A 23,149-nucleotide genomic window follows, 5' to 3' on the forward strand; every position below is an offset into this window, starting at 1 on the left:
GGCACCGCGGCCTCCGTATCGCCGCCTCCGTGCCTCCGCCTTCGTGCCCGCCTCCTGTGCCGCCGCCTCCGTGCCGCCGATTCCCCTGTCCGGCGTAACCCGACCCCCCATTCGATCGTTGATGCGTTCGAGAAGACGCACGGGGCGGGCCCGCTGCGCGGAACGGGGGAATCATGCCGGTCAGCCCATACAGCCGAGAGCGCTTGGCCGAGGCGGCCGCCTCCTCACGGACACTTTCGGCGGCACTGCTCAAACTCGGCGTGGACCCGAAGAGTTCATCACGGCGGTATATCCATACGCGCATGAAATCGCTCGGCATCGATACGTCGCACTTCGAGCGTGAGGGGATCCGGTGGACGCGGGAAATCCTTGAGGACGCGGTATCCCGGTCGGCAAATGTGTATGAAGTCCTACGACGGCTCGGGGTCGATCCCGTAGGCGGTCATCACACCCACATCAGTCGTCGTATCCGGGACCTGGGGATCGACACCTCGCATTTCGTTCTGCGGGGTCAGCGGAGGCCCAACGGGCATCGGCGGTGCACCCCCGAAGAGCTCTTGGTGGAATCAGGTAATCGGACGCGCCGAGTGCCCGGTGATCGCCTCAGGCGGGCGATGCTGGCACTCGGCGCGGATGAGCGTTGCGCGCTGTGTGGCCTGGAGCCCGTCTGGTTCGGTTGCCCACTGCCCTTCGAAGTGGATCACATCGACGGCAACTGGCGGAACAACCGCAGGGAGAACCTCCGTCTCCTCTGCCCCAACTGCCATTCGACCACTGATACATATCGCGGCCGCGGCAAACACCTTTCGGGTCGGACCGGGGACACCGCGGAGTGAGCCAGGCCGAGAAGTACACCCGAGAAAAACTCGCTGAAGCAGCGGCGAAGTGCACGACTATCGACGAGGTGATCGTTTTCTTCGGCATCCGCCCCTATGCCAACTTACGCCGGCACCTCTCTCAGCGTTTTGCGCACTTCGGCATCGACATCTCACACTTCCCGCCCCCGCGTACGTGCCAGCGGCACCAGGTCCGGCCGTCACAAACGGAACTCCGACATGCCGTCGCCGAAGAGCTCTCCATGGCAGGCACACTGCGGCTGCTCCACCGGCCCGACAATGCCAGGACACGGGCGCTGCTCCGCAAGTGGATCGCCGACGATGGACTCGACACCTCACATTTCACGGGGCGGGCACACAGGCGCGGCAAGCCGAGCACGACGTGGCGAAAGCCCGAGCACATCCTGGTGAAACGCGAGTCCGCACGCCGCGAGAAGACCGTTCTGCTGCGCCGGGCTCTCCGGCAGACAGGCGTCCCCGAGCGGTGCACACGGTGCGGCGCAGAACCGGTATGGCACGGCAGGCCCATGACACTTGAGGTCGATCACATCAACGGCGACTGGAGCGACAACCGAGTCGAGAATCTGCGACTGCTCTGCCCCAACTGCCATGCCATAACGACTACTTGGTGCCGTGGCGGCAAGCTCACGAGAGAGCATCGTCCAGGCGGCTAGCCCCCACCCGCGCGTCCCCGTCGCCGTCAGCCCGCTACCATGGCTGGCGGCTAGCGGCCGTGGCGGAATTGGCCTACGCGCAGCACTTAGGATGCTGTGGGAGAAATCCCTTGAGGGTTCGAGTCCCTCCGGCCGCACTGGTCATTTTCGAAGGCCCGGTCCACGAAACCCGCGTGGACCGGGCCTTCGTCGTCCGCTCAGCCCAGCAACTCCCGGACCACCGGCGCCAGCGCCCGGAACGCCTGGCCGCGGTGGCTGATCGCGTTCTTCTCCGCCGGGGTGAGTTCGGCGCAGGTGCGGGTTTCGCCCAGGGGCTGGAGGATCGGGTCGTAGCCGAAGCCGCCGGTGCCGCTGGGGGTGTGGCGGAGGGTGCCGGCCAGTTTGCCCTCGACGACGCGCTGGGTGCCGTCGGGGAGGGCGAGCGCCGCGGCGCAGAAGAAGTGGGCGCCGCGGTGCTCTTCCGCGATGTCGGAGAGCTGGGCGAGGAGCAGGTCGAGGTTGGCGCGGTCGTCGCCGTGCCGTCCGGCCCAGCGGGCGGAGAAGATGCCGGGGGCGCCGCCGAGGACATCGACGCAGAGGCCGGAGTCGTCGGCGACGGCCGGGTGGCCGGTGGCCCCGGCGAGGGCGTGGGCCTTCAGGAGGGCGTTCTCGGCGAAGGTGACGCCGGTCTCCTTCACGTCCGGGATGTCGGGGTAGGCGTCGGCTCCGACGAGTTCCACATCGAGGCCGGCGGCCTCCAGGATGGCCCGGAGTTCGATGACCTTGCCGGCGTTGCGGGTGGCGAGGATCAGGCGGCGGGGCGTGTGCCCGCCCGTTTGCTGCTGCATGAAGGGTGATTATCCCGGTGTGCAGATGGTGGTTATTTCACCGGCCGCGTCGGTGAGGGGGGTGAGCTCGGGGACCTTGCCGTTCTCGATGGCGTGCCGGGTGTTCTTGATGCCGTCGTTCATCTTCTTGACGGCCCGGGAGAGGTCGGGGTCGCTCGCCGGGCCGCTGACCTCGTCGAGGCTGGTGTCGATCTTGTCCAGGGCTCGCCGGGCCTCGTCGGGGTCGTCGAGGGCGTGCTCGGCGGCCTGCCGGAGTGTGTCGACGGCGCTGACGACGGCGCCCGCGGTATTGGCGCAATCCGCTGCCTTCTGGACCGCCCCGCAGGCGGACAGCAGGGGGATCGCCAGGGTGCAGGCAGCCAGCGCGGCGAGGGGTGCGGTGGTGGGGCGGTAGAGCCGGGAGCGGGTGCGCAGGGCCATGGGACGGTTCCTCCCCTTGAGATGTGCTCAGGCGAAGAGGAGGAGCGCCGGGGGACGCGTCGCGGTTGCCCGGGTGCCGGGGTCAGGGGCGAGGTTCGGACATGTCCGCCGGGTGGCCCGGACCGGCCGGGGGCTGCCTGGGGCTACCGGGCGCGGCCTCGGCGGTGCGGCTCCGGTCCCGCGGTTCGGCTCCGCCCCGGCGGTTCAGCTCCGCCCCGCCTGATCAGCTCCACCCCGGCAGTTCAGCTCCACCTCAGCGGATCGGCTCCACCCCAGCGGTTCAGCCCCGCCCCGCCGGATCGACTCCACCCCGCCGGTTCAACTCCACCCCGGCGGCTCGGCTCCGCCCCAGCGGCTCGGCCTCGTCCCAGCAGTTCGAATCCGCCCCGGCGGCTCGGCTCCGTCCCAGGGGCTCGGCTTCGTCCCTGTGGTCCGGCTCCGCCCCGGCGGCTCGGCTCCGCCCCAGCGGCTCGGCTCCGCCCCAGCGGCTCGGCCTCGTCCCAGCAGCTCGAATCCGCCCCGGCGGTCCGGCCCCGTCCCAGCGGTTCGGCCTCGTCCCTGCGGTCCGGACGGAACCGGTCCAGGTCGCCGATATCGCCGATATCGCCGGTACGGCCCGGCCTAACCGCCGCACGGCGCCGCCGTCGGCAGGCGGGGCGGCGCCGTGGATGCCGTCGGGGGTGTCAGATGGAGTGTCAGAGGGTGCGCGCCAGGGCCTCGCGCTGGGCGGTGTCGAGGTCGGCGCAGCCGGTGACGGCGAGGTCGAGGAGGGCGTTGAGTTCGTCGCGGGCGAAGGGTTCGGCCTCGGCGGTGCCCTGGACCTCGACGAAGCGGCCGTCGCCGGTGCAGACGACGTTCATGTCGGTGTCGGCGCGGACGTCCTCCTCGTAGCAGAGGTCGAGGAGGGGGGTGCCGTCGACGATGCCGACGCTGACGGCGGCGACGGTGCCGGTGAGCGGTTTGCGGCCGTGGCGGATGAGCTTTTTGCCGTGGGCCCAGGTGATGGCGTCGGCGAGGGCGACGTAGGAGCCGGTGATGGCGGCGGTGCGGGTGCCGCCGTCGGCCTGGAGGACGTCGCAGTCGAGGACGATGGTGTTCTCGCCGAGGGCCTTGAAGTCGATGACGGCGCGGAGCGAGCGGCCGATGAGGCGGCTGATCTCGTGGGTGCGGCCGCCGATTTTGCCGCGGACGGATTCGCGGTCGCCGCGGGTGTTGGTGGAGCGGGGCAGCATCGAGTATTCGGCGGTGACCCAGCCTTCGCCGCTGCCCTTGCGCCAGCGGGGGACGCCTTCGGTGACGGAGGCGGTGCAGAAGACTCTGGTGTCGCCGAAGGAGACGAGTACGGAGCCTTCGGCGTGCTTGCTCCAGCCACGTTCGAGGGTTACGGGGCGGAGCTGTTCGGGGGTGCGGCCGTCGATGCGAGACATGGCGTAGAGCCTATCGGGAACGGCAAGGGCCCCGTTCCGGGCGGGTGTGCGTCCGGAACGGGGCCCTGGCGGGAGTGACGGGGGGTCAGCTCACATCATGTCTTCGATCTCGGCGGCGATGGGGTCGGCGTCGGTGCCGATGACGACCTGGATGGCGGTGCCCATCTTGACGACGCCGTGGGCGCCGGCGGCCTTGAGCGCGGCGTCATCGACCAGGGAGGCGTCGACGACCTCGGTGCGGAGGCGGGTGATGCAGCCCTCGACCTCTTCGATGTTGTCGAGTCCGCCGAGCCCGGCGACGATCTTCTCAGCCTTGCTGGCCATGTCCACTCCTGCTTGTCTCGGCCGCCGGCGGTTCCGCCGAGCGGTTTTCACACCGTAACGCACGTTTAGCCCAATTATGTGGGCGTATATCCGCTACCTGGCGAATGATGGCGGTCACCCGGAGTGCGCACCGGGAGGCCGGGTCCGCACTACAAGTGGTCTACACCATCAGTATGCGGCAAGCGCCGGATCGGTTGTGGACGGGCCGACAGCGGGGAGGACGCGGATGAGTGCACAGGCAGCGGCGGCGGCACCGCGGAAGAAGTGGACGTCGGTGCTCTTCCAGGGTTTGCAGAAGATGGGGCGCAGTCTCCAGCTGCCGATCGCCGTACTGCCCGCGGCAGGCATCCTCAACCGGCTGGGCCAGCCGGATGTGTTCGGCGCGGAGGGGCTGGGCTGGACCGATGTGGCCAAGCTGTTCGTGGGCGCCGGCGGTGCGCTGCTGGATTCGGGGCTGGGGCTGCCGCTGCTGTTCTGTATCGGTGTCGCGATCGGGATGGCGAAGAAGTCGGACGGTTCGACGGCGCTGGCCGCGGTGGTCGGCTTCCTGGTGTATTACGCGGTCCTGCACCAGTTCCCGGTGGCCTGTCCGGCGGGGTCGGTGTATGCGCAGGCGGGGCTGTGGAGCGGGGTGTGCGTGTCCGGGGGCGGGACCGCGGCGCCGGCGACGTTCCAGAATCCGGGGGTTTTCGGCGGCATCGTGATGGGCTTCTTCGCGGCGTGGTGCTGGCAGCGCTTCCACCGGGTGCGGCTGGTGGACTGGCTGGGATTCTTCAACGGCCGCCGGCTGGTCCCGATCATCATGGCCTTCGTCGGTCTGGCGTTCGCCGCGCTCTGCCTGTGGGTCTGGCCGCCGGTCGGTGCCGGGCTGACGAGCTTCAGCAAGTGGCTGTCGGATCTGGGGGCGACGGGTTCCGGCCTTTTCGGGGTGGCCAACCGCGGGCTGCTGGTGATCGGGCTGCACCAGTTCCTGAATACGTTCATGTGGTTCCAGTTCGGCGACTTCGTGAAGCCGGACGGGACGGTGGTGCACGGTGACATCAACCGCTTCCTGGCGGGCGATCCGACGGCCGGCCAGTTCACCACCGGGTTCTTCCCGATCATGATGTTCGCGCTGCCGGCCGCGGCGCTGGCCATCGCGCACTGTGCCCGCCCGCATCGCCGTAAGGAGGTGACGGGGATGATGCTGTCGGTGGGTCTGACGTCGTTGGTGACCGGGGTGACCGAGCCGATCGAGTACTCGTTCCTCTTCATCGCCCCGGTGCTGTATGTGATCCATGCGCTGCTGACGGGTGTGTCGATGGCGGTGAGCTGGGCGCTGGGGGTGCATGACGGTTTCAGTTTCTCGGCCGGGCTGATCGACTACGTCATCAACTGGGGGCTGGCGACGAAACCGTGGCTGCTCATCCCGATCGGGCTGTGTTTCGCGGTGGTCTATTACGTTCTTTTCCGCATCGTGATTACGAAGTTCAATCTGCCGACGCCGGGCCGTGAGCCGACGGAACTGGCGGAGGAGCTGGAGCGGGAGAACGTCAAGTAGGGGAACGCCGGATGAACGAGCGCGCCGGGTCCGGCGCGGAACCCGGCAGTACCTCGGCGGGACTTGTGTCCCCCCGCGGCCGGTCCACAGGTCCCGGGATCCGCGGGCCGGTCGTCATGCGGGGCGAAATGTGGTTCAGGCCACTGTCGAGAATGAATTCCTTTATGTCGGGGCTACGTGCTAAGAATGGTCTAAACCACTGAGTGGTGTAGACCAACAAGCGGGCCGTCCCCCTTCCGAGTGCCCGCCTCACCAGGAGGAATCCGATGAGTTCGGCCACTGCCGCCGCCAAGGCGGCCCCCGCAAAGAAGCGGGGCTCCGGCCTTTTCCAGGGCCTACAGAAGATCGGCCGCAGCCTCCAGCTGCCGATCGCCGTGCTGCCCGCCGCGGGCATCCTCAACCGGCTGGGCCAGCCGGATGTGTTCGGCAAGGACGGTCTGGGCTGGATCGACGTCAGCAAGGTCTTCGCCGCGGCCGGTGGCGCGGTCTTCGACAATCTGCCGCTGCTGTTCTGCATAGGCGTGGCCATCGGCTTCGCGAAGAAGGCCGACGGCTCCACGGCGCTCGCCGCCCTGGTCGGCTTCCTGGTCTACAGCAACGTCCTCAAGGCGTTCCCGGTCACCGAGGGCCACATCGAGAAGGACAAGTGGGTCGACCCGGTCCTCAACAACCCCGGCGTCCTCGGCGGCATCATCATGGGCCTGCTCGCCGCGGTCCTGTGGCAGCGCTACCACCGCAAGAAGCTGGTGGACTGGCTCGGCTTCTTCAACGGCCGCCGGCTCGTCCCGATCATCATGGCCTTCGTGGGCACCGCGGTCGGCGTGCTCTTCGTGCTGGTCTGGGAGCCCATCGGCACCGGTATCTCCCACTTCGGTGAGTGGATGACCGGCCTGGGCGCCGGCGGTGCCGGTCTCTTCGGTCTGATCAACCGCGCGCTGCTGCCGATCGGCATGCACCAGTTCGTCAACACCGTTTCGTGGTTCCAGCTCGGTGACTTCACCGACGCGGCGGGCAAGGTCGTGCACGGTGACATCGGCCGCTTCTTCGCCGGTGACCCGTCCGCCGGACAGTTCATGTCGGGCTTCTTCCCGATCATGATGTTCGGTCTGCCGGCCGCCGCGCTCGCCATCGCGCACTGCGCCCGCCCCGAGCGCCGCAAGGCCGTCCTGGGCATGATGATCTCGCTCGCGCTGACCTCCTTCGTCTGCGGTATCACCGAGCCGATCGAGTTCTCGTTCATGTTCATCGCCCCGGTCCTGTACGCGGTCCACGCGGTGCTCACCGCCATCTCGATGGCCGTCACCTGGGCCCTGGGCGTGCACGACGGCTTCACCTTCTCGGCGGGCCTCATCGACTACGCGATCAACTGGTCGCTGGCCACCAAGCCATGGATGATCATTCCGATCGGCCTGGTCTTCGCGGCCATCTACTACGTGGTCTTCCGCTTCGCGATCACCAAGTTCAACCTCGCCACCCCGGGCCGCGAGCCCGAGGAAGAGGTCGAGGACCTCACCAAGGTGTAGGCGCGAACTCCCCGCACACCCGCGAAGGGGCCCGGAACCAGCTCGGTTCCGGGCCCCTTTGTCGTGGTGCCGCGTTGTCACACTGCCGTGTTGCCACGTTGCTGTGTCGTCGCGTTGCTGTGCCGTCGTGCTCCGCGTACCGCCGCCCGCGCCGCGCCCGCTCAGATCTCGTACGTCGCGCCCGCCTTGGCGACCTCGACCGGCCCGTCGTAGACCTTCTGCGCGTCCCGGAGACTGATGTCCGGGTCGGTCCACGGCGGGATGTGGGTCAGGACCAGGCGGCCCGCGCCGGCCCGCCGGGCGTGCTCACCGGCCTCCCGGCCGTTGAGATGCAGATCCGGGATGTCCTCCTTGCCCTGCGTGAAGGACGCCTCGCACAGGAAGAAGTCGGCGCCCCGGGCGAGGCGGTCCAGCGCGTCGCAGGTGCCGGTGTCCCCGGAGTACGTCAGCGAGCTGCCGCCGTGCTCGATGCGGAAGCCGAACGCCGTCACCGGGTGGCTGACCCGCTCCGTACGGACCGTGAACGGCCCGATGGTCAGGGTGCCGGGGGTCAGCGTGCGGAAGTCGAAGACCTCGCTCATCGCGCCGTCGTACGGCAGGTCCGCGTGCGCCGAGCTGAGCCGCGCTTCGGTGCCGGCCGGCCCGTAGACCGGCATCGGCTCGCAGTGGCCGCCGTCCGGGCGGTAGTAGCGGACGACGAAATAGCCGCACATGTCGATGCAGTGGTCGGCGTGCAGATGGGAGAGGAGGACGGCGTCCAGGTCGTAGAGACCGCAGTGGCGCTGGAGCTCGCCCAGGGCGCCGTTGCCCATGTCGAGCAGCAGCCTGAAGCCGTCGGCCTCCAGGAGGTAGCTCGAACAGGCCGATTCCGCGGAAGGGAACGACCCCGAGCATCCGACGACGGTGAGCTTCATGCGGGCGTGAACCTCCGTGGGCGGGGGCGGCGGTCGGCAGGTCCATGCGGGATTTCTCGGCGGTCCTTGCCGGGCCTGCGCCGGGTCCTTGGTGGTCTTTGCGGTGCCCCCGAGCGTAAGGCGCCGAGGGGCCGGTGGCTCCTCCGGCGGGGCGAGCTGTGGGCGGAATCACCAGTCCGGGTGGGCCGGTACCGGCCGCCGTCCCGCTGTGCCGGACCCGCGGCCGGCCGGTACGGTCGCGGGAGCGGGATCGTGGAGGGAGCCGGGTGTGGACACCTCGGTGTGGCTGGGCGTGGTGGCCGTCGTCGCGTTGGCGCTGGTCGCGACGGTGGTCGACGGCCGCGGCCGGAGCCGGCGGGCGGGCGGCCGCCGCGGCGTGGCGGACCCCGGGGCCGTGACCGGCCGCACCGGGCCGCGGCCGGGCGAGATCTGGTGGGTGCGGGTGCCGTACGAGGACGCGCCGGGTGCGCCGGCGGAGCGCGGCGCACCCGGGGAGGGGCGCTGTCTGGTGCTGTCGGTGCGCGGGGAGTGCGTGCTCGTCGCCGGGATCACCGACCGGTCCGGCGAGGCGCGGCCGGGGCTGATCCCGCTGCCCGCGGGGGCGGTGGGCGACGACCGGGGCGAGCCGGGTTTTCTGGTGACGGACGAGCTGCGGCGGGTCGCGGTGTCCGGCTTCCGCCGCCGGGCGGGGGCCGCCGACCCGGCCCTGTGGGACCAGGTCCGGCATCTGGCGGACTGATGCGGCGGGGCGGTCGGCGGTACCGCCGACCGTGGCCGGCCGGCCGCCCGCCGCGTCGGCCGCCCGCCGCGTCGTGGGGCGCCGTCAGGCCCAGAGCTGGCCGCGCAGGGTGGCGATGGCGGCCTCGGTGGATTCGGCGGTGTAGACGCCGGTGGAGAGGTACTTCCAGCCGCCGTCGGCGACGACGAAGACGATGTCGGCGCGCTGCCCGGCGCGTACCGCCTTCCTGCCCACGCCGATCGCCGCGTGCAGGGCGGCGCCGGTGGAGATGCCCGCGAAGATGCCTTCCTCGGCGAGGAGTTCGCGGGTGCGGCGGACCGCGTCCTCGGAGCCGACCGAGAAGCGGGTGGTGAGCACGGACTCGTCGTACAGCTCGGGGATGAAGCCCTCGTCGAGGTTGCGCAGGCCGTAGACGACGTCGTCGTAGCGGGGTTCGGCGGCGACGATCTGGACGCCGGGGACCTGTTCGCGCAGGTAGCGGCCGACGCCCATGAGGGTGCCCGTGGTGCCGAGGCCGGCCACGAAGTGGGTGATGGAGGGCAGGTCGGAGAGGATCTCGGGGCCGGTGGTGGCGTAGTGCGCGCCGGCGTTGTCGGGGTTGCCGTACTGGTAGAGCATGACCCAGTCGGGGTGCTCGGCGGCGAGCTCCTTGGCGACCCGGACGGCGGTGTTGGAGCCGCCGGCCGCGGGCGAGGAGATGATCTCCGCGCCCCACATGGTGAGCAGTTCCCGCCGCTCCGACGAGGTGTTCTCGGGCATCACGCACACGATGCGGTAGCCCTTGAGCCGGGCCGCCATGGCGAGCGAGATGCCGGTGTTGCCGCTGGTCGGTTCGAGGATGGTGCAGCCGGGGGTGAGCCGGCCGTCCTTCTCCGCCTGCTCGATCATGTGCAGCGCGGGGCGGTCCTTGACCGAGCCCGTGGGGTTGCGGTCCTCCAGCTTGGCCCAGATGCGGACCTCCTCGGAGGGCGACAGCCGCGGCAGCCGGACCAGGGGCGTGTTGCCGACCGCCGCGAGCGGAGAGTCGTACCGCATCTCAGGCCATTCCCCCGGCCCGCCGCCCGGCGCCGCCGGCGACGGCCGGCAGGATGGTGATGCTGTCGCCGTCGGCGAGCTTGGTGGAGATGCCGTCCAGGAAGCGCACGTCCTCGTCGTTGAGGTAGACGTTCACGAAGCGGCGCAGCTGGTCGCCGTCGACGAGGCGTTCGCGGATGCCGGTATGCCGGCTCTCCAGGTCGGTGAAGAGCTCGGCGAGAGTCTCCCCGCTGCCCTCGACGGCCTTCCGGCCGTCGGTGTAGGTACGCAGGATGGTCGGAATTCGGACCTCGATGGCCATGGGGAAGCTCCTGTGGGAGTGCGGGTGGCGGGTGCCGTACGTGCCGGGTGCCCGGCGGCCGGGCGGTGCGGGTGCGTCGGTGGTGCGGCTGCTGCGGAGGGGTGCGGAAGGTGTGCGGCCGACGGGTACCGGCTGACGGGGCGGTCAGGCGGCGGCGCGGCGCGGACAGATGGCGCTGGAGAGGCGGCACAGGTCGATGTGCAGCCGGGCACTTCCGCAGCCGAACGCGCCCAGCAGGGCGGATGCGGATCGACGCGTGGCGAGCGGGGCGTGCGGCAGCGTGCCCGGCCTCTTCTCGCTCACGTCGTGGTCAACCATGCCGTCATCGTATCGATTCCCGGTTCGGGTACGGGAAGCTCATCCCATGATGTGGACGGCCGGTGTACACCAGGTGGGACGGGGTCCGGGCGGCCGGCCGCCCGGTGCCGGGGGCGTACGGGAATGCCCAGGCCACGCGGCGGGGGCCGGTCCGGCGGACCGGCCCCCGCCGCGGCACGTCAGGCGTACGCCGCCACGACCTCGACCTCTTCCTCGGTGACCTCGCCCGCCACGATGCGGAACGAGCGGAACTGGAAGGGGCCGGCGTCGTCGGTGTCGGCGGTGGAGACCAGGACGTAGTGCGCGCCGGGTTCGTTCGCGTACGAGATGTCGGTGCGGGAGGGGTATGCCTCGGTGGCGGTGTGCGAGTGGTAGACGATCACCGGCTCCTCGTCCCGGTCGTCCATGTCCCGGTAGAGCTTGAGCAGGTCGGCGGAGTCGAACTCGTAGAACGTGGGCGAGCGGGCGGCGTTCAGCATCGGGATGAAGCGCTCGGGGCGGTCGCGTCCGGCCGGGCCCGCGACCACGCCGCACGCCTCGTCGGGGTGGTCCTGGCGGGCGTGCTCGACGATCTGGTCGTACAGAACCTTGGTAAGCGTCAGCATGCGGCCCAGAATAGCCAGCGGGCCCGTACATACCAGGGGCTGGTATGCACGGGCCCGAATGCTGGACAGCTGGGTGGAATCAGCGCTGTGCGCCGTCGCCCTTCCCGGTCTTGCCGGGGGTCTCGCCGGTCCCGGCGGAGGCACGCTTCGCGGCCGGGGCCGACAGGGCGGCCTCGTTCCGCCGCTTGATGCTCAGGTAGCCGACGGCCAGGATGATCGCCCACACCGGAGCCGCGTAGAGCGAGATCCGGGCGGTGGGGTCGACGCCCATCATCACGATCACCATGGCGATGAAGGCCAGCGCGAAGATCGAGGTGTAGGGGCTGCCGGGGGCGCGGAACTCGGACCGGGGCAGCAGACCGCGGTTGGCCTTGGCCCGGTAGCGCAGCTGCGAGAGGAGGATGACGATCCAGGCCCACATACCGGAGATGGTCGCGAAGGAGACGACGTAGTTGAACGCCTCGCCGGGCCACTGGTAGTTGATCCAGACGCCGGCCAGCATCATCGCGACCGAGACGCCGGTGCCCCAGGTGGGGAGGCCGTTCTTGCTGAGCCGGGTGAAGAACTTCGGGCCCTGTCCGTTGAGCGCGAGGTCGCGCAGCATACGGCCGGTGGAGTACATCCCGGAGTTGGCCGAGGAGAGCGCGGCGGTCAGCACGACGAAGTTGACGATGCCCGCGCCGGCCGGCAGCCCGATCTTCTGGAAGGCGGCGACGAACGGGCTGACGCCTTCGTGGAAGTTGGTCCAGCTGACGACGGAGAGAATGATGATGAGCGCGCCGATGTAGAAGAGGCCGATGCGCCACGGGACGGTGTTGATGGCCTTGGGCAGGACCTTCTTCGGATTGGTCGCCTCGCCCGCGGTGACGCCGACGAGTTCGACGGCGAGGAAGGCGAACATCACGATCTGGAGCGTCATCAGCGTGCCGCCGATACCGCGGGGGAAGAATCCGCCGTCGGACCAGAGCAGGGAGAAGGAGGCGGTGTCACCGGCGTCGGAGAAGCCGAGGGTGATCACGCCGAGGCCGATGAGGATCATGCCGATGATCGCGGTGACCTTGACCATCGAGAACCAGAATTCCAGCTCACCGAAGATCTTGACGGAGATCAGGTTGATGCCGAAGAGCGCGACGGTGAAGACGAGTGCCGCGGCCCATTGGGGTATGTGGTTGTTCCAGTACTGCACATAGGTGGCCGCCGCGGTCACTTCGGTGATACCGGTGACGACCCAGAAGAGCCAGTACGTCCAGCCGGTCACGAAGCCGATGAAAGGGCCGAGGAATTCACGGCCGTACTCCGCGAACGAGCCGGAAACGGGCCGGTACAGGAGGAGTTCGCCCAGGGCCCGCATGATGAAGAAGATGACCAGACCGACGATGGCATAGGCCACGATAATGCTCGGCCCGGCCTTCTCGATCGCCTTGCCCGCCCCGAGGAAAAGACCCGTGCCGATGGCGCCGCCAATGGCGATCATCTGGATCTGGCGGTTTCCCAGACCCCGCTGGTAGCCCTCTTCGGGGGCCTGGCCAGCGGCCTCGTTGCCGTCGTGCTCCTTGTCGACCTGCACTGAGGTCATGAATGGTGCGCCTTTCTCCATAGCGACCCGGTCTGTCCGGATCGGGTTCCGATCCCCCCGGATGGAGTTCCTGCACGCCGACGGTCGGTCGGCTCAGCGCTCCCGCGGCAACAGGGGTGGCGTCACTCGCGGCAGGTCGTGAACTTTTATCACGGCCCCTCCGAGATCGACTAGGGAAATCGTGAGGCAGGCCACATAAAAAACGGGACAATCACCACACTCGTCCGCAAGGCGCACGGGTGCGGTGATGGGATCGTTATCCGGATTTGAGCCTCCGCTGAGCGAACGACTCTGGATGATATGCCCCGATTTCGGGACACCGGCCTATCAGCGTACCGGTGTCCCGAAGATGCGTTGAATCAGCTGACGCGTGATTCTCACCGCATCAGCGATTCGACGAGGGTTTCCTGAAGGCCGCCGAGCCAGAGATAGGCCATGACCATCGGCTTGCGCGGGTCGCTGTCGGGCAGCCGCAGCAGTTCGCCGCCGTCGTCCTCGTCGGTGACCTCCAGCCGGGTACCGATGGCCAGCCGCAGGTCGTTGAGGGCGCCGAGCCACTGCCGGCACTCGTCGGGCGTCAGGCGCAGCACCGCGCCGCCGTCGCCGCCGGGCGTCAGCGCGTCCAGCGCCCGGACCAGCGCGAGGGCGTCGTCGCGTTTGCGGGAGCGCAGATCGTTCTCGGTGTAGCGGCGGAACTCGGCGGCGGCGGCGCGTACGTCGTCGTCGGGGACGAGGTCGGGGCCGCCGTAGGCGTCGGGGAAGAGGCGGGCCAGGACCGGGTCGGCGGGCGGCTCGCTGGGGCCGTCGTTGAAGATCGAGGCGAGCAGGTCGTCGGTCCCGGCCGGCTCCTCTCCCGGGCCGATCAGTTCCAGGAGCTGCACGGCGAGGCTGCGCAGGATGGAGATCTCGACGTCGTCGAGGGGGGCGGCGGCACCGCCGCCGGGCAGCGGTTCGAAGTGGCCGGCCATCAGCGGTCCTGCTGAAGGGTCGCCCACAGGCCGTAGCCGTGCATGGCCTGCACGTCGCGCTCCATTTCCTCGCGGCTGCCGCTGGAGACGACCGCGCGGCCCTTGTGATGGACGTCGAGCATGAGCTGGTGTGCCTTGTCCTTGGAGTAGCCGAAGTACGACTGGAAGACGTACGAGACGTAGCTCATGAGGTTAACGGGGTCGTTGTGGACGATCGTGACCCACGGGACGTCGGGCTCGGGGACGGCGAAGGGTGCCTCGCTCGACTGGGGACGCTCGATCTCCACCGGGACGCTGAGCGCGCAGCGCGCCGTCCGGACGGCGTCGGCGGCGGACGCACGGACGCCGAGGGTGCAGCGGTGCGGCCGGAGAGTGATCGTGGGTGACGGGTGGGCGCTCACAGGCCCCATGCTGCCACCCAGGGGCGGGCGACGCACAAACGGCCCGCGCCCGGTCGCGTCGGCCCGGCCGCGCGGGCCCCGCTCCGCGCGCTCCGGGGCCGCTCGAACAGGAAATCGTCAGAGTGACGAGTATTGGGGGTAGCATCACTTCCTGTCGCACCTCCCGGGATGTCCCCGGACCCAGCCGGTGCCCGGTGCGGCATGCGTGGAGCGAATTGCGAGGTATGCCGAAGTGAACGTTGCAGACTTGGGGCTGCCGGTGGCCGTGCCGTCGACTGCGCTCTTCACCGATCAGTACGAACTGACCATGCTTCAGGCCGCGTTGCGGTCCGGGACCGCCGAGCGGCGGTCGGTCTTCGAGGTCTTCACCCGCCGGCTGCCCGAGGGCCGCCGCTACGGTGTGGTCGCCGGTACCGGACGGGTGCTGGACGCGGTGGAGAACTTCCGCTTCGACGCGACGATCCTCGGCTTCCTGCGCGAGCGCGGCATCCTGGACGAGCCGACGCTCGAATGGCTGGGCGACTACCGCTTCACCGGTGACATCTGGGGCTATCCGGAGGGCGAGGTCTACTTCCCCGGTTCGCCGGTCATGCGCATCGAGGGCACCTTCGCCGAGGCCGTGGTGCTGGAGACGGTGATCCTCTCGATCCTCAACCACGACTCCGCGGTGGCCGCGGCCGCCTCCCGGATGGCGGTGGCGGCCGGCGACCGGCCGCTGATGGAGATGGGCGCCCGCCGTACCCACGAGCTGGCGGCGGTCGCCGCGGCCCGCTCCGCGTACGTCGGCGGTTTCCACACCACGTCCGACCTGGCGGCCGGCTTCCGCTACAACATCCCCACCGTCGGCACCAGCGCGCACGCCTTCACCCTGCTGCACGACAGTGAACGGGACGCCTTCACCGCCCAGGTCGACACCCTCGGCAGCGGCACGACGCTGCTGGTGGACACCTTCGACGTGGCCGAGGCGGTCCGTACCGCGGTGGAGGTGGCGGGCCCCCGCCTCGGCGCGGTCCGGATCGACTCCGGGGACCTGCTGCTGATCGCCCACCGGGTGCGCCAGCAGCTGGACGAGCTGGGCGCCGGGCAGACCAAGATCGTGGTCACCAGCGATCTGGACGAGTACGCCATCGCCTCGCTCGCCGCCGCGCCGGTGGACGCGTACGGCGTCGGCACCCAGCTGGTCACCGGCAGCGGACACCCGACCTGCTCGATGGTCTACAAGCTGGTCGCCCGCGCCGACGGCGACGAGCCGGGCGCCCCGCTGCGGCCGGTCGCGAAGAAGTCGATGGGCGCCAAGTCCTCGGTCGGCGGCCGCAAGTGGGCCGCCCGGCGGCTGGACGCGGACGGCGTCGCGGAGGCCGAGGTCGTCGGGACCGGACCGGTGCCGGCCGAGCTGGCCGCCCGGCAGCTGCTGGTGCCGCTGGTGCGCGCGGGCGAGGTGGTGGGCCGCGAGCCGCTGGACGCCGCCCGTGACCGGCACATCGCCGCCCGCGCCGGGCTGCCGCTGTCGGCGACCCAGCTCTCCCGCGGCGAGGCCGTACTGCCGACCGAGTACCTGTGATCCGGACCGTCTGATCCGGACCACCCGGGTGTGCGGTGGCCCGTGGCCGGGAAGAGCACGGCCACCGCTCGCGCGGCAGCCGGACAGCAACTACCTTCGGCCACATCACCGCGCATCTCTCCCGCTGCTCCCCGCTGTTCCTCGCCGCATCCCCTCCGCTCCCCCGGTCCCCAGCCCGATTCCCGGCCGAAAGGCACAGACCATGCACCGGACACTGATCGTCGTCGATGTGCAGAACGACTTCTGCGAGGGCGGCAGCCTCGCGGTGGCCGGCGGGGCCGATATCGCCGCGGCCATCACCGATCTGGTGGGCCAGGCGGCCGGCGGCGGCTACCGCCATGTGGTGGCCACCCGCGACTACCACATCGATCCGGGCGACCACTTCTCCGACCGTCCCGACTACGAGAACTCCTGGCCGGTGCACTGCGTGGTGGGCACCGAGGGCAGCGGCTTCCACCCGAACTTCGCCCCGGCCATCGCCTCCGGCGCGGTCGACGCGGTCTTCGACAAGGGCGCCCACGCCGCCGCGTACAGCGGCTTCGAGGGGGCGGACGAGAACGGCACCCCGCTGGTGGACTGGCTGCGCCAGCACGGGGTCACCGAGGTCGACGTGGTCGGTATCGCCACCGACCACTGCGTACGCGCCACGGCGCTGGACGCGCTGCACGCCGGTCTGGACACCCGCGTCCTGCTGGACCTGACCGCGGGGGTCGCCGCGCACACCACCGAGCGGGCGCTGGCCGAGCTGCGGGCGGCGGGTGCCGAGCTGACCGGCGAGCCGGTGGTCGCCGGTCGCTGACGGGGCGGGCCGGGCCGGCGCTCAGGCGGGCGTCGGGGGCCGCAGCAGGGTCCGTATCGGGTGCCAGGACTCGGTGTCGTCCTCGGGGGTCTCGCGCCAGACCAGGCCGTCGGGGTGGTGCAGGACGGCCGTGATCTCGTCCGGGGTCGGCGGCTCGGTGTTGCCGCGCAGGTAGACGGCCCGCAGCCCGAGGTTGCGCAGCCTGGTCAGGGCGCGCTGGCGGTTCACGGCGTGGACCAGGACCCGGACCCGACAGCGGCTGTCGTGGGGTGTGGGCAGCGGTCCGGCGCCGGGCCTGGGCAGCGAGAGGGCGACCACCACACTTCCGCCAGGAAGCCTGATGAAGCCGCCACCGGTCATCGTCATTTCTCCCCCGTGAGACTCAGCGTCAACAAGGAACTCGTAAGACGCATCTAAACGCGATCGGCCGCCGCCCGCTAGGGGGCGACGGCCGATACGGCTCTGAACTGGGGATTTACCGGTTACTTCCCGGCCGGGCCGACCTGGAGGACCACCGTGGAGCCGTCCCGGGCCTCCTTGGCGATCTTGATCCGGGTGTTGGTGTCAGGAACGATCACACTGCCGGTCGGGTTCGCCTTGTCGTAGTAGACGCCGTGCCGGTCGTCGAAGACCGTGACGCCCTTCTTCGACTTGATCTTCACGGCCTTGCCGTCCTTGTGCAGCGTCAGGGCGTCCGTCGGGTAATGCGTGAACGTCGAGTCATAGGTCTGGAACCGGTTGCGCATCAGCTTGCCGTCGGCCCACCGCTCGGCCTGCGGGTGGGCGTCGACCGGCAGGATCCGCCCGGAGCCCGGGTGGCGGCCGACGTTGTTGTCCACCTGCGAGGTGTCCCACAGCCAGATCAGCACGCCGTTCTGGAAGGGGAAGTGCTCGACCCAGTGCGGCTTGGCGGTCGTCCAGCCGAAGTTGTACGGGCCGGTCTTGAGGGTCTTGTCGTACGACACGTACTGGCGGTTCTCGGCGATGTAGTACTGCGGGTAGTCCTTGGTGTAGGACGCGCCGATCCGCGAGAAGCCCTTGCTGGTCCAGCCGTTGTCGTCACCCTCGGCGTTGTCGCTGAAGAGCGTCCTGCCGTCGGCGACGACGGCGAGAGTGTCGGCCGCGAAGCCCTTCAGGGCGGTGCCGGCGTCGGTCTGGTAGCGGAAGCGGAGGTCGATCTTCTTGCCCGCGTAGGCGTCCAGCGGGAAGACGAGGTCCTGGTAGCCGGCGGCCGTACCGGTCAGCGCGGGCTTGCCGCCGCCGTCGCGCGGGATGGCCTTGCCGCCCGCGGTGCCGTCGACCGGCGTCCAGTTGGCGCCGCCATCGGTGGAGACCTCGGTGTAGAGGTAGTCGTAGTTCTGCTCGATGTCCCACCAGCCCTTGAGGGTCAGCGCCGCCTTGGACGTGCCGGTCAGGTCCACCGGCCGGGAGAGCGTGTTCTTCAGGTTGTCGCCCATACCGCTCCACCACTGCTTGGAGCCTTCGGCGGGCGGGACGATATCGGTCTTGACGGACTTCGACGGCAGTTCGACGACCACCGCCTGCTTGTCCTTGGTGTTGTACTCCGCGACGCCCAGCTTGTGGGTGGACTTCGTCGCGGCCTTCGCCTTGTCGTAGTTGAGCCAGCCCAGTTGCAGCTTGTCCCAGGCGCTCATATCGCCGGGCAGATCGCCGATGGCGTTCTTGCCGCGGCCCAGCCAGGAGCCGGCCGACATCAACGACCAGAAGTCCACCGAGGACTCGCCGGTGCCCGAGGTGTCGTACTCGTCCGGCAGGCCCAGGTCGTGGCCGTACTCGTGGGCGTAGACGCCGAGTCCGCCGTTCTCCGGCTGCATGGTGTAGTCGCCGACCCAGATACCGGTGTCGCCGATCTGCGTGCCGCCCGCCTTGTTGCCCGCGGGACCGGTCTTCCCGGCATCGGTCCCGTACGCGTACCAGCGGTGCGCCCAGACGGCGTTGGTGCCCTGCTTGCCGCCGCCCGCGGACTCGTCCTCACCGGCGTGCACGATCTGGAAGTGGTCGATGTAGCCGTCGGGCTCGTTGAAGTTGCCGTCGTTGTTGTAGTCGTTGCGGTCCCACTGGTCGTACTGGGACAGGTCCGCCTTGATCTGGGCGGCGGTGCGGCCCTTGGCCTTCTGGTCCGTGACCCACTGGTTGACGCCGTCGCGGACCAGGTCCCAGACGTTGTTGCAGTTGGTGTCGCCGCAGTAGTTGGAGCCGTAGCGGGCCTCGTTCCAGGGGACCCGCACCCAGTCGCTGACCTGTCCGTCGACGGAGTAGCGGCCCGAGGACTGCTTCTCGTAGTACTTGGCCAGCGATTCCTTGTTCTTGTCGTGCGAGAAGTAGAGGTCCTGGAAGTGCTGCCGGCTGAAGTCCTTCTGCCAGGCGGTGCTGTTGTCCGACGCGGGGTCGGGCTTGGCTATCTGGTTGTGCCCGGGACCGGGGTCACCGCCGTACATCTTGACGGGCGGCAGCGGGCCGTCACCGTCCGGGTCGTACATCGTGGTGTTGTCGACCTTGTCGCCGAAGTCCACCAGGATCGTGAAGATCTTGTCGGTCTTCTCCCGCGCCAGCTCGACGTACTTGCCCTTGTACTTGCCCTTGTTCAGCTTGACGACCTTGGAGCCGTTCCGCTCCGTCGCCTTGGCCTCACCGGACAGAACCTGTTCGAGCGCTTCCTTGCGCTGCGCCGCCTGCTGGTCGCTGAACGGGCCCTTGAGATCGTGGTCGACCGTCCGCTCGGGGGCCGGGTCATGGCGCCGCTCGGACGGCGCCGGAGCGGCGGCGGTGGCCGGGACCGCCCCGGACGACAGTGCGGCCGCCCCGATCGCGGCGATCGCCGTGACCAGAGCGGCCGGTCTGAACACCCTTCTTTGATGTCTCACTTGATGCTTTCCTCCCCATCGAACGGTCCGTGTTCGAGAAATTCGACCGGAACCATGGGAGAAAAGACAGATCTTGACTTGGGCACGTCAGCGAAGTACGTTGTCCGGCCCACGCGTCACGACGGCCGGGCACGACCGCGCGGAGCGCGACGGCCGCCCGGCAACTCCGGGGGGATATGCCCGCCGGTCATGCGCCCCCGTCCCCAGCAGGCGTTCCACCGGTCCGCGCAGAACCTTTCGCGGAAAACCGGCGGCTCCGTGCGCCCCCTGTGCGCCGGAACCGTGGATAAGGCCACGCTTACTCGCCGTTCCGCCCGGGAAGTAACGTCCGTAGGCTCACCGCACGTGCGTTCCTGTCGACCTCCCCCCTGCCGACGTTCCGAGGACGGATTACGCCATGCCTCGTCCGACCCCCGCCCAGCTCGTCTACGGTTCGGCCACCGTCTTCCTCTCCACCCTCGCGATGCTGCTGCTCTCCCGGACGGAGACCGGTATCGGGGTCGCGGTCATCGCGCTCGCCGGGCTCGGCATCGGGGTGCTCGTCGCCCTGACGGCGCCGCTGCCGCTGAGGTCACGGGCCCGCCGTCGCGCCGCCCGCGCCGACTCCCCCGCCGCACCGGCCGCGTTGACGCCCCGTCCGTCGCCCGCCGGCCGCATCCCGCCCGCCCGCGTCGCACAGCCGGCCGGCGCCACCGAGGCCCGCGTCGGCCCGCACGCGCGCTAGTCGGTAGGCCGGCCCGTACCGCGAGTCAGACCGCGGAGACCACCACGGTCTTGGCCGCCTTGTCGTGCAGGCACTGCTGATAAGGCTTGTCCCAGGTGCACCACAGGACGTTGATGAGCCAGAAGACGAAGCCGCAGCACGGCACGATCTCCGGCACCGAATAGACGGCGGCCCGGATCCAGCCCGGCGGACCGGCCGGCACCGCCCCGTTCGCCAGCATCGCGACCCGGATCTTCATCGCCATCTTGCCGACGGTCTGGCCGCGCGTGGTCAGCATCAGGCCCTCGTAGAGGAAGTACACGAGCAGGGTGACGCCCGACACCGTCGCCTGCTTGCCGTTCTGGTCGCTGCTGGTGCTGGTGTAATCCACCCAGCCCACCAGGACGTTCATGATCACGCCGACCGGTACGGCGACGATGATGAAGTCGATGATCCGCGCCACCAGCCGTCGGCCGCGGTTCGCCAGCGGCGGCATCCCGGCGAGCGGATCGGCCGCGCCGTACTGCCCGCCGTACGGGGTACCGCCGTACGGGCCTCCCCCGTAGTGCGGCGGAGCACCACCGGGGGGCGGCGGAGGCGGCGGGGGTGGCGGGGGCGGAGGACCGCCGGGAGGCGGGCTGCCGCCAGGGGGCGGGGCGCCGCCGCCTTCGGCGCCCGTGCCGCCGCCGTACGGAGAGCCGTCGGCGGGAGGGCCGCCCGGCGGCGGCTCCTGCGGCCTCTTCAGGAACGGGTCGTCCGCCGGCGGTTCACCGGAGCCGGCACCGGGCTGGTCGGTACTCATGGCCCGAGTCGACCCCGTACGGCGGTCCGCCGCATCCGGCGAAGGCCGTTCGGGGGACGCGGGCCCCGGACGGACCCGCGGCGGAAGGCGCCGCGGGGATGCCCGGCGGGCTCCCGGGGAGGCCCGGCCCCGGGCGGTGCGACCGGGTCAGCCGGCGGCGACGAACGTCCGCGCGGCCTTGTCGTGCCAGCACTGCCGCCACGGGCGGTCGAACAGGCACCAGACGGCGTTCACGATCCCGATGACCAGGATGCCGAGCACCCCGTACACCAGCCAGCGTTTGACCGCCGCGGCGAGGGGCGGGGTGTCGTGGCTCTCGATGTCCAGCACCCGGACCCGGCACAGCTTCTTGCCGAGGGTGCGGCCCCACTTGGCGGTCGGCAGCGCCTCGTAGAGCCCGCCGCCGATCAGCAGGACGGCCAGCACCGCGGCGAGGACCGGTGCGGTGGTGCCGTCGAGCAGGTAGACCGTCACCTGGCGGCCGGACTGCTTGGCCGCCTGGACCTTGGCGTCGATATGGTCCGCGGCGGTGCCCCACATCGGGACGGCGACCGCGGCGGCGGCCGCGGCCAGCACCACCGAGTCGATCAGCCGGGCCGCGAACCTCCGGCCGAGCCCGGCCGGGTGGCCCTGCGCGGCCTGTGCCGCCGCGAAGAAGACATCGGCGCTCGGGGGCTTCCAGGGGATGACGCCGTCGGCGCCCGCGTCCTGTCCGGCGGGCGCCGCGGGCCCGCCGTGCGGAACCTGGGCCGGTACCTGGGCGGAGACCTGCCGGCCCGGGTGCGGCCGGGCCGGCGGGAGCGGTGCGGCCGGCTGCTGGGCGGGCGACTGCGGTGCCGGGATCTGTGCCGGGACCTGCTGCGGCGGGGCCTGCTGAGCCGGGTGCCCGGGGGCCGGCTGCTGCTGGGGCGGGGCCGGCTGGGGCGGGCGGCCCTGTGGCGGGGTCCCGACGGAGGGCAGCGGCTGCGGGGTGCCGCCGGGCGGGCCGGACGGCTGCCCCGGCTGCTGCCGGCCGGACTGCGGGCCCGGCTGCGGACCGGGCCGGTCCGGGCCGCCGGGCGGCGCCGGGCGGAACGCCATCGTCTCGCCGCCCTTGGCGGGCCCGGCGGCCTCCTGGTGCGGGGTACGGAACGCGGTGGTGCCCTGGTCGCCGGGGGCGGGACGCCCGGTGTCGCGGTGCGCGGCCGGGTTGACGGCACGGATGGTGACGGTCCCGTCGCGCGGGACATCGGGGTCCTGCGGGGCGGGGGTGGCGGGCGGCGCGGCGGCGGGCGGTTCGCCGCCTGCGGACCCGGCGGGCGCCGGGGCGCCGCCACCGGACTCCTCGCGCTGCGGCGGCACCCCGCCCCGCGCGGCCGCGCCGGCCGGCGCCTCGGGCGATCCCCACAAGATCCGGCGGTCCGGCTCGGCGCCGAAGCCGGTCTGCCGGGACGCGTCGGCCTGCCAGGAGGCGGCCGCCTGCGGACCGGTGCCGTGCGGGCGGCCCGGCTCGTCCCAGGCCGCGGCCGCGGGGCGGGTCTCCGCCTCACCGCTCTGGCGTACGACGGGCACCGCGGCGTCGCCGGGCGTCGCCTCGTCGAGGAAGACCGGGCCGGTCTCCTCGACAGCGGGCGTGACCGGGGCGGGCGCCGGGGACACGGAGGTGACGCCGGGCGGCGGCGCGGGCATCGCCTCCCCCTCGGCCGGAGCGGGCCGGCTGGTGCCCGGCACCCATGCGGCACCGTTCCAGTACCGGATATAGCCGGGGATGGACGGGTCCGGATAGAAGCCTGGCGTGGGGCTGCCGGCGGATCCTGAGGTAGGGGCGCTCATGTCCGAAGTCCCGTATCTGTACTCGGCCTGGTGGGTGTGGGGTGCAGTCTGCCGCAACGCAGCGTCCACATCTATCAGACGCCGCGTCGCGTCCGCCCCGGCGCCCGGCCGCGACCACCTGGAAGAGACCGGTGAAAAAAGTTGTGCGAAGTCGCGTAA

General features: G+C 70.6%; 24 protein-coding genes and 1 tRNA gene. 9 read left to right on the forward strand and 16 right to left on the reverse strand.

Features of this window, described 5'->3' with window-relative positions; all coding sequences use genetic code 11:
* The first annotated feature begins 173 nt into the window (after positions 1 to 173).
* From ACLJWH_RS31620 to ACLJWH_RS31630, 3 genes are all read left to right on the forward strand, one after another.
* The gene (locus tag ACLJWH_RS31620; protein ID WP_411145193.1) at positions 174 to 836 is read left to right on the forward strand and encodes an HNH endonuclease signature motif containing protein; all 663 of its coding nucleotides are present in this window, start codon (positions 174 to 176) and stop codon (positions 834 to 836) included.
* Entirely contained in the window at positions 833 to 1,510 is a 678-nt protein-coding gene (locus ACLJWH_RS31625; protein WP_411145194.1) for an HNH endonuclease, read from the forward strand. The genes ACLJWH_RS31620 and ACLJWH_RS31625 overlap by 4 nt, the downstream gene beginning before the upstream one ends.
* A gap of 53 nt (positions 1,511 to 1,563) precedes the next feature.
* Positions 1,564 to 1,647: transfer RNA gene (locus ACLJWH_RS31630), tRNA-Leu, on the forward strand.
* 60 nt (positions 1,648 to 1,707) lie between these two features.
* Here ACLJWH_RS31630 and rdgB read toward each other — a convergent pair.
* The 4 genes from rdgB to ACLJWH_RS31650 form a co-directional block, all read right to left on the reverse strand.
* On the reverse strand, positions 1,708 to 2,337 hold the full coding sequence (gene rdgB / locus ACLJWH_RS31635) for an RdgB/HAM1 family non-canonical purine NTP pyrophosphatase (protein WP_411145195.1): 630 nt from the start codon (positions 2,335 to 2,337) through the stop codon (positions 1,708 to 1,710).
* Between the two features lie 9 nt (positions 2,338 to 2,346).
* Entirely contained in the window at positions 2,347 to 2,757 is a 411-nt protein-coding gene (locus ACLJWH_RS31640) for a hypothetical protein (RefSeq protein WP_411145196.1), read from the reverse strand.
* A gap of 695 nt (positions 2,758 to 3,452) precedes the next feature.
* On the reverse strand, positions 3,453 to 4,184 hold the full coding sequence (rph, locus tag ACLJWH_RS31645; protein WP_411145197.1) for a ribonuclease PH: 732 nt from the start codon (positions 4,182 to 4,184) through the stop codon (positions 3,453 to 3,455).
* Between the two features lie 90 nt (positions 4,185 to 4,274).
* The gene (locus ACLJWH_RS31650) at positions 4,275 to 4,514 is read right to left on the reverse strand and encodes a PTS glucose/sucrose transporter subunit IIB (protein WP_367431512.1); all 240 of its coding nucleotides are present in this window, start codon (positions 4,512 to 4,514) and stop codon (positions 4,275 to 4,277) included.
* A gap of 220 nt (positions 4,515 to 4,734) precedes the next feature.
* Between ACLJWH_RS31650 and ACLJWH_RS31655 the strand changes: the two genes are divergently transcribed.
* Together ACLJWH_RS31655 and ACLJWH_RS31660 are read left to right on the forward strand one after the other, a co-directional pair.
* On the forward strand, positions 4,735 to 6,048 hold the full coding sequence (locus tag ACLJWH_RS31655; RefSeq protein ID WP_411145286.1) for a PTS transporter subunit EIIC: 1,314 nt from the start codon (positions 4,735 to 4,737) through the stop codon (positions 6,046 to 6,048).
* A gap of 266 nt (positions 6,049 to 6,314) precedes the next feature.
* The gene (locus ACLJWH_RS31660) at positions 6,315 to 7,571 is read left to right on the forward strand and encodes a PTS transporter subunit EIIC (protein ID WP_411145198.1); all 1,257 of its coding nucleotides are present in this window, start codon (positions 6,315 to 6,317) and stop codon (positions 7,569 to 7,571) included.
* 161 nt (positions 7,572 to 7,732) lie between these two features.
* Here the strand turns inward: ACLJWH_RS31660 and ACLJWH_RS31665 are convergent, their stop codons facing one another.
* Positions 7,733 to 8,485, reverse strand: coding sequence for an MBL fold metallo-hydrolase (locus ACLJWH_RS31665; protein WP_411145199.1), 753 nt, complete (start codon positions 8,483 to 8,485; stop codon positions 7,733 to 7,735).
* Positions 8,486 to 8,753: 268 nt separating this feature from the next.
* Here ACLJWH_RS31665 and ACLJWH_RS31670 point away from each other — a divergent pair, with 268 nt between their 5' ends.
* The gene (locus ACLJWH_RS31670) at positions 8,754 to 9,224 is read left to right on the forward strand and encodes a type II toxin-antitoxin system PemK/MazF family toxin (RefSeq protein WP_411145200.1); all 471 of its coding nucleotides are present in this window, start codon (positions 8,754 to 8,756) and stop codon (positions 9,222 to 9,224) included.
* 84 nt (positions 9,225 to 9,308) lie between these two features.
* On the opposite strand, the gene ACLJWH_RS31675 is transcribed toward ACLJWH_RS31670, so the two are convergent.
* The 7 genes from ACLJWH_RS31675 to clpS all read right to left on the reverse strand — a co-directional run bounded on the left by ACLJWH_RS31675 (position 9,309) and on the right by clpS (position 14,314).
* On the reverse strand, positions 9,309 to 10,259 hold the full coding sequence (locus tag ACLJWH_RS31675) for a PLP-dependent cysteine synthase family protein (protein ID WP_052857919.1): 951 nt from the start codon (positions 10,257 to 10,259) through the stop codon (positions 9,309 to 9,311).
* Between the two features lies 1 nt (position 10,260).
* Positions 10,261 to 10,560 (reverse strand): MoaD/ThiS family protein, encoded by a 300-nt coding sequence (locus ACLJWH_RS31680; protein ID WP_131122994.1) that lies wholly within the window; start codon positions 10,558 to 10,560, stop codon positions 10,261 to 10,263.
* A 144-nt stretch (positions 10,561 to 10,704) separates the two neighbouring features.
* Positions 10,705 to 10,878, reverse strand: a complete 174-nt coding sequence (locus ACLJWH_RS31685) for a putative leader peptide (protein ID WP_411145201.1) — start codon at positions 10,876 to 10,878, stop codon at positions 10,705 to 10,707.
* A gap of 179 nt (positions 10,879 to 11,057) precedes the next feature.
* Positions 11,058 to 11,483 carry a Mov34/MPN/PAD-1 family protein gene (locus ACLJWH_RS31690; RefSeq protein WP_411145202.1) on the reverse strand — a complete coding sequence of 142 codons (426 nt, stop codon included), beginning with the start codon at positions 11,481 to 11,483 and terminating at the stop codon, positions 11,058 to 11,060.
* Between the two features lie 79 nt (positions 11,484 to 11,562).
* Positions 11,563 to 13,059, reverse strand: coding sequence for an amino acid permease (locus ACLJWH_RS31695; protein ID WP_411145203.1), 1,497 nt, complete (start codon positions 13,057 to 13,059; stop codon positions 11,563 to 11,565).
* 377 nt (positions 13,060 to 13,436) lie between these two features.
* Positions 13,437 to 14,027 (reverse strand): DUF2017 domain-containing protein, encoded by a 591-nt coding sequence (locus ACLJWH_RS31700; protein WP_411145204.1) that lies wholly within the window; start codon positions 14,025 to 14,027, stop codon positions 13,437 to 13,439.
* Positions 14,027 to 14,314, reverse strand: a complete 288-nt coding sequence (gene clpS / locus ACLJWH_RS31705; protein ID WP_411145287.1) for an ATP-dependent Clp protease adapter ClpS — start codon at positions 14,312 to 14,314, stop codon at positions 14,027 to 14,029. The genes ACLJWH_RS31700 and clpS overlap by 1 nt, the downstream gene beginning before the upstream one ends.
* 346 nt (positions 14,315 to 14,660) lie before the next feature.
* Between clpS and ACLJWH_RS31710 the strand changes: the two genes are divergently transcribed.
* Together ACLJWH_RS31710 and ACLJWH_RS31715 are read left to right on the forward strand one after the other, a co-directional pair.
* Positions 14,661 to 15,989 (forward strand): nicotinate phosphoribosyltransferase, encoded by a 1,329-nt coding sequence (locus ACLJWH_RS31710; protein ID WP_411145205.1) that lies wholly within the window; start codon positions 14,661 to 14,663, stop codon positions 15,987 to 15,989.
* A gap of 202 nt (positions 15,990 to 16,191) precedes the next feature.
* Positions 16,192 to 16,788 carry an isochorismatase family protein gene (locus ACLJWH_RS31715; protein ID WP_411145206.1) on the forward strand — a complete coding sequence of 199 codons (597 nt, stop codon included), beginning with the start codon at positions 16,192 to 16,194 and terminating at the stop codon, positions 16,786 to 16,788.
* Positions 16,789 to 16,809: 21 nt separating this feature from the next.
* On the opposite strand, the gene ACLJWH_RS31720 is transcribed toward ACLJWH_RS31715, so the two are convergent.
* Positions 16,810 to 17,154: a hypothetical protein gene (locus tag ACLJWH_RS31720; protein ID WP_411145207.1), complete on the reverse strand. Its 345-nt coding sequence runs from the start codon at positions 17,152 to 17,154 to the stop codon at positions 16,810 to 16,812.
* 116 nt (positions 17,155 to 17,270) lie between these two features.
* Entirely contained in the window at positions 17,271 to 19,673 is a 2,403-nt protein-coding gene (locus ACLJWH_RS31725) for an immune inhibitor A domain-containing protein (RefSeq protein ID WP_411145208.1), read from the reverse strand.
* 397 nt (positions 19,674 to 20,070) lie between these two features.
* On the opposite strand from ACLJWH_RS31725, the gene ACLJWH_RS31730 reads away from it, so the two are divergent.
* On the forward strand, positions 20,071 to 20,397 hold the full coding sequence (locus ACLJWH_RS31730; RefSeq protein ID WP_411145209.1) for a hypothetical protein: 327 nt from the start codon (positions 20,071 to 20,073) through the stop codon (positions 20,395 to 20,397).
* Positions 20,398 to 20,422: 25 nt separating this feature from the next.
* Here ACLJWH_RS31730 and ACLJWH_RS31735 read toward each other — a convergent pair whose 3' ends face one another.
* On the reverse strand, positions 20,423 to 21,178 hold the full coding sequence (locus ACLJWH_RS31735) for an RDD family protein (protein ID WP_411145210.1): 756 nt from the start codon (positions 21,176 to 21,178) through the stop codon (positions 20,423 to 20,425).
* A gap of 147 nt (positions 21,179 to 21,325) precedes the next feature.
* Positions 21,326 to 22,990, reverse strand: coding sequence for an RDD family protein (locus ACLJWH_RS31740; RefSeq protein ID WP_411145211.1), 1,665 nt, complete (start codon positions 22,988 to 22,990; stop codon positions 21,326 to 21,328).
* Between the last annotated feature and the right edge of the window lie 159 nt (positions 22,991 to 23,149).

It is taken from the genome of Streptomyces sp. x-80 (assembly GCF_046549095.1).
Taxonomy (GTDB): Bacteria; Actinomycetota; Actinomycetes; order Streptomycetales; family Streptomycetaceae; genus Streptomyces; species Streptomyces celluloflavus.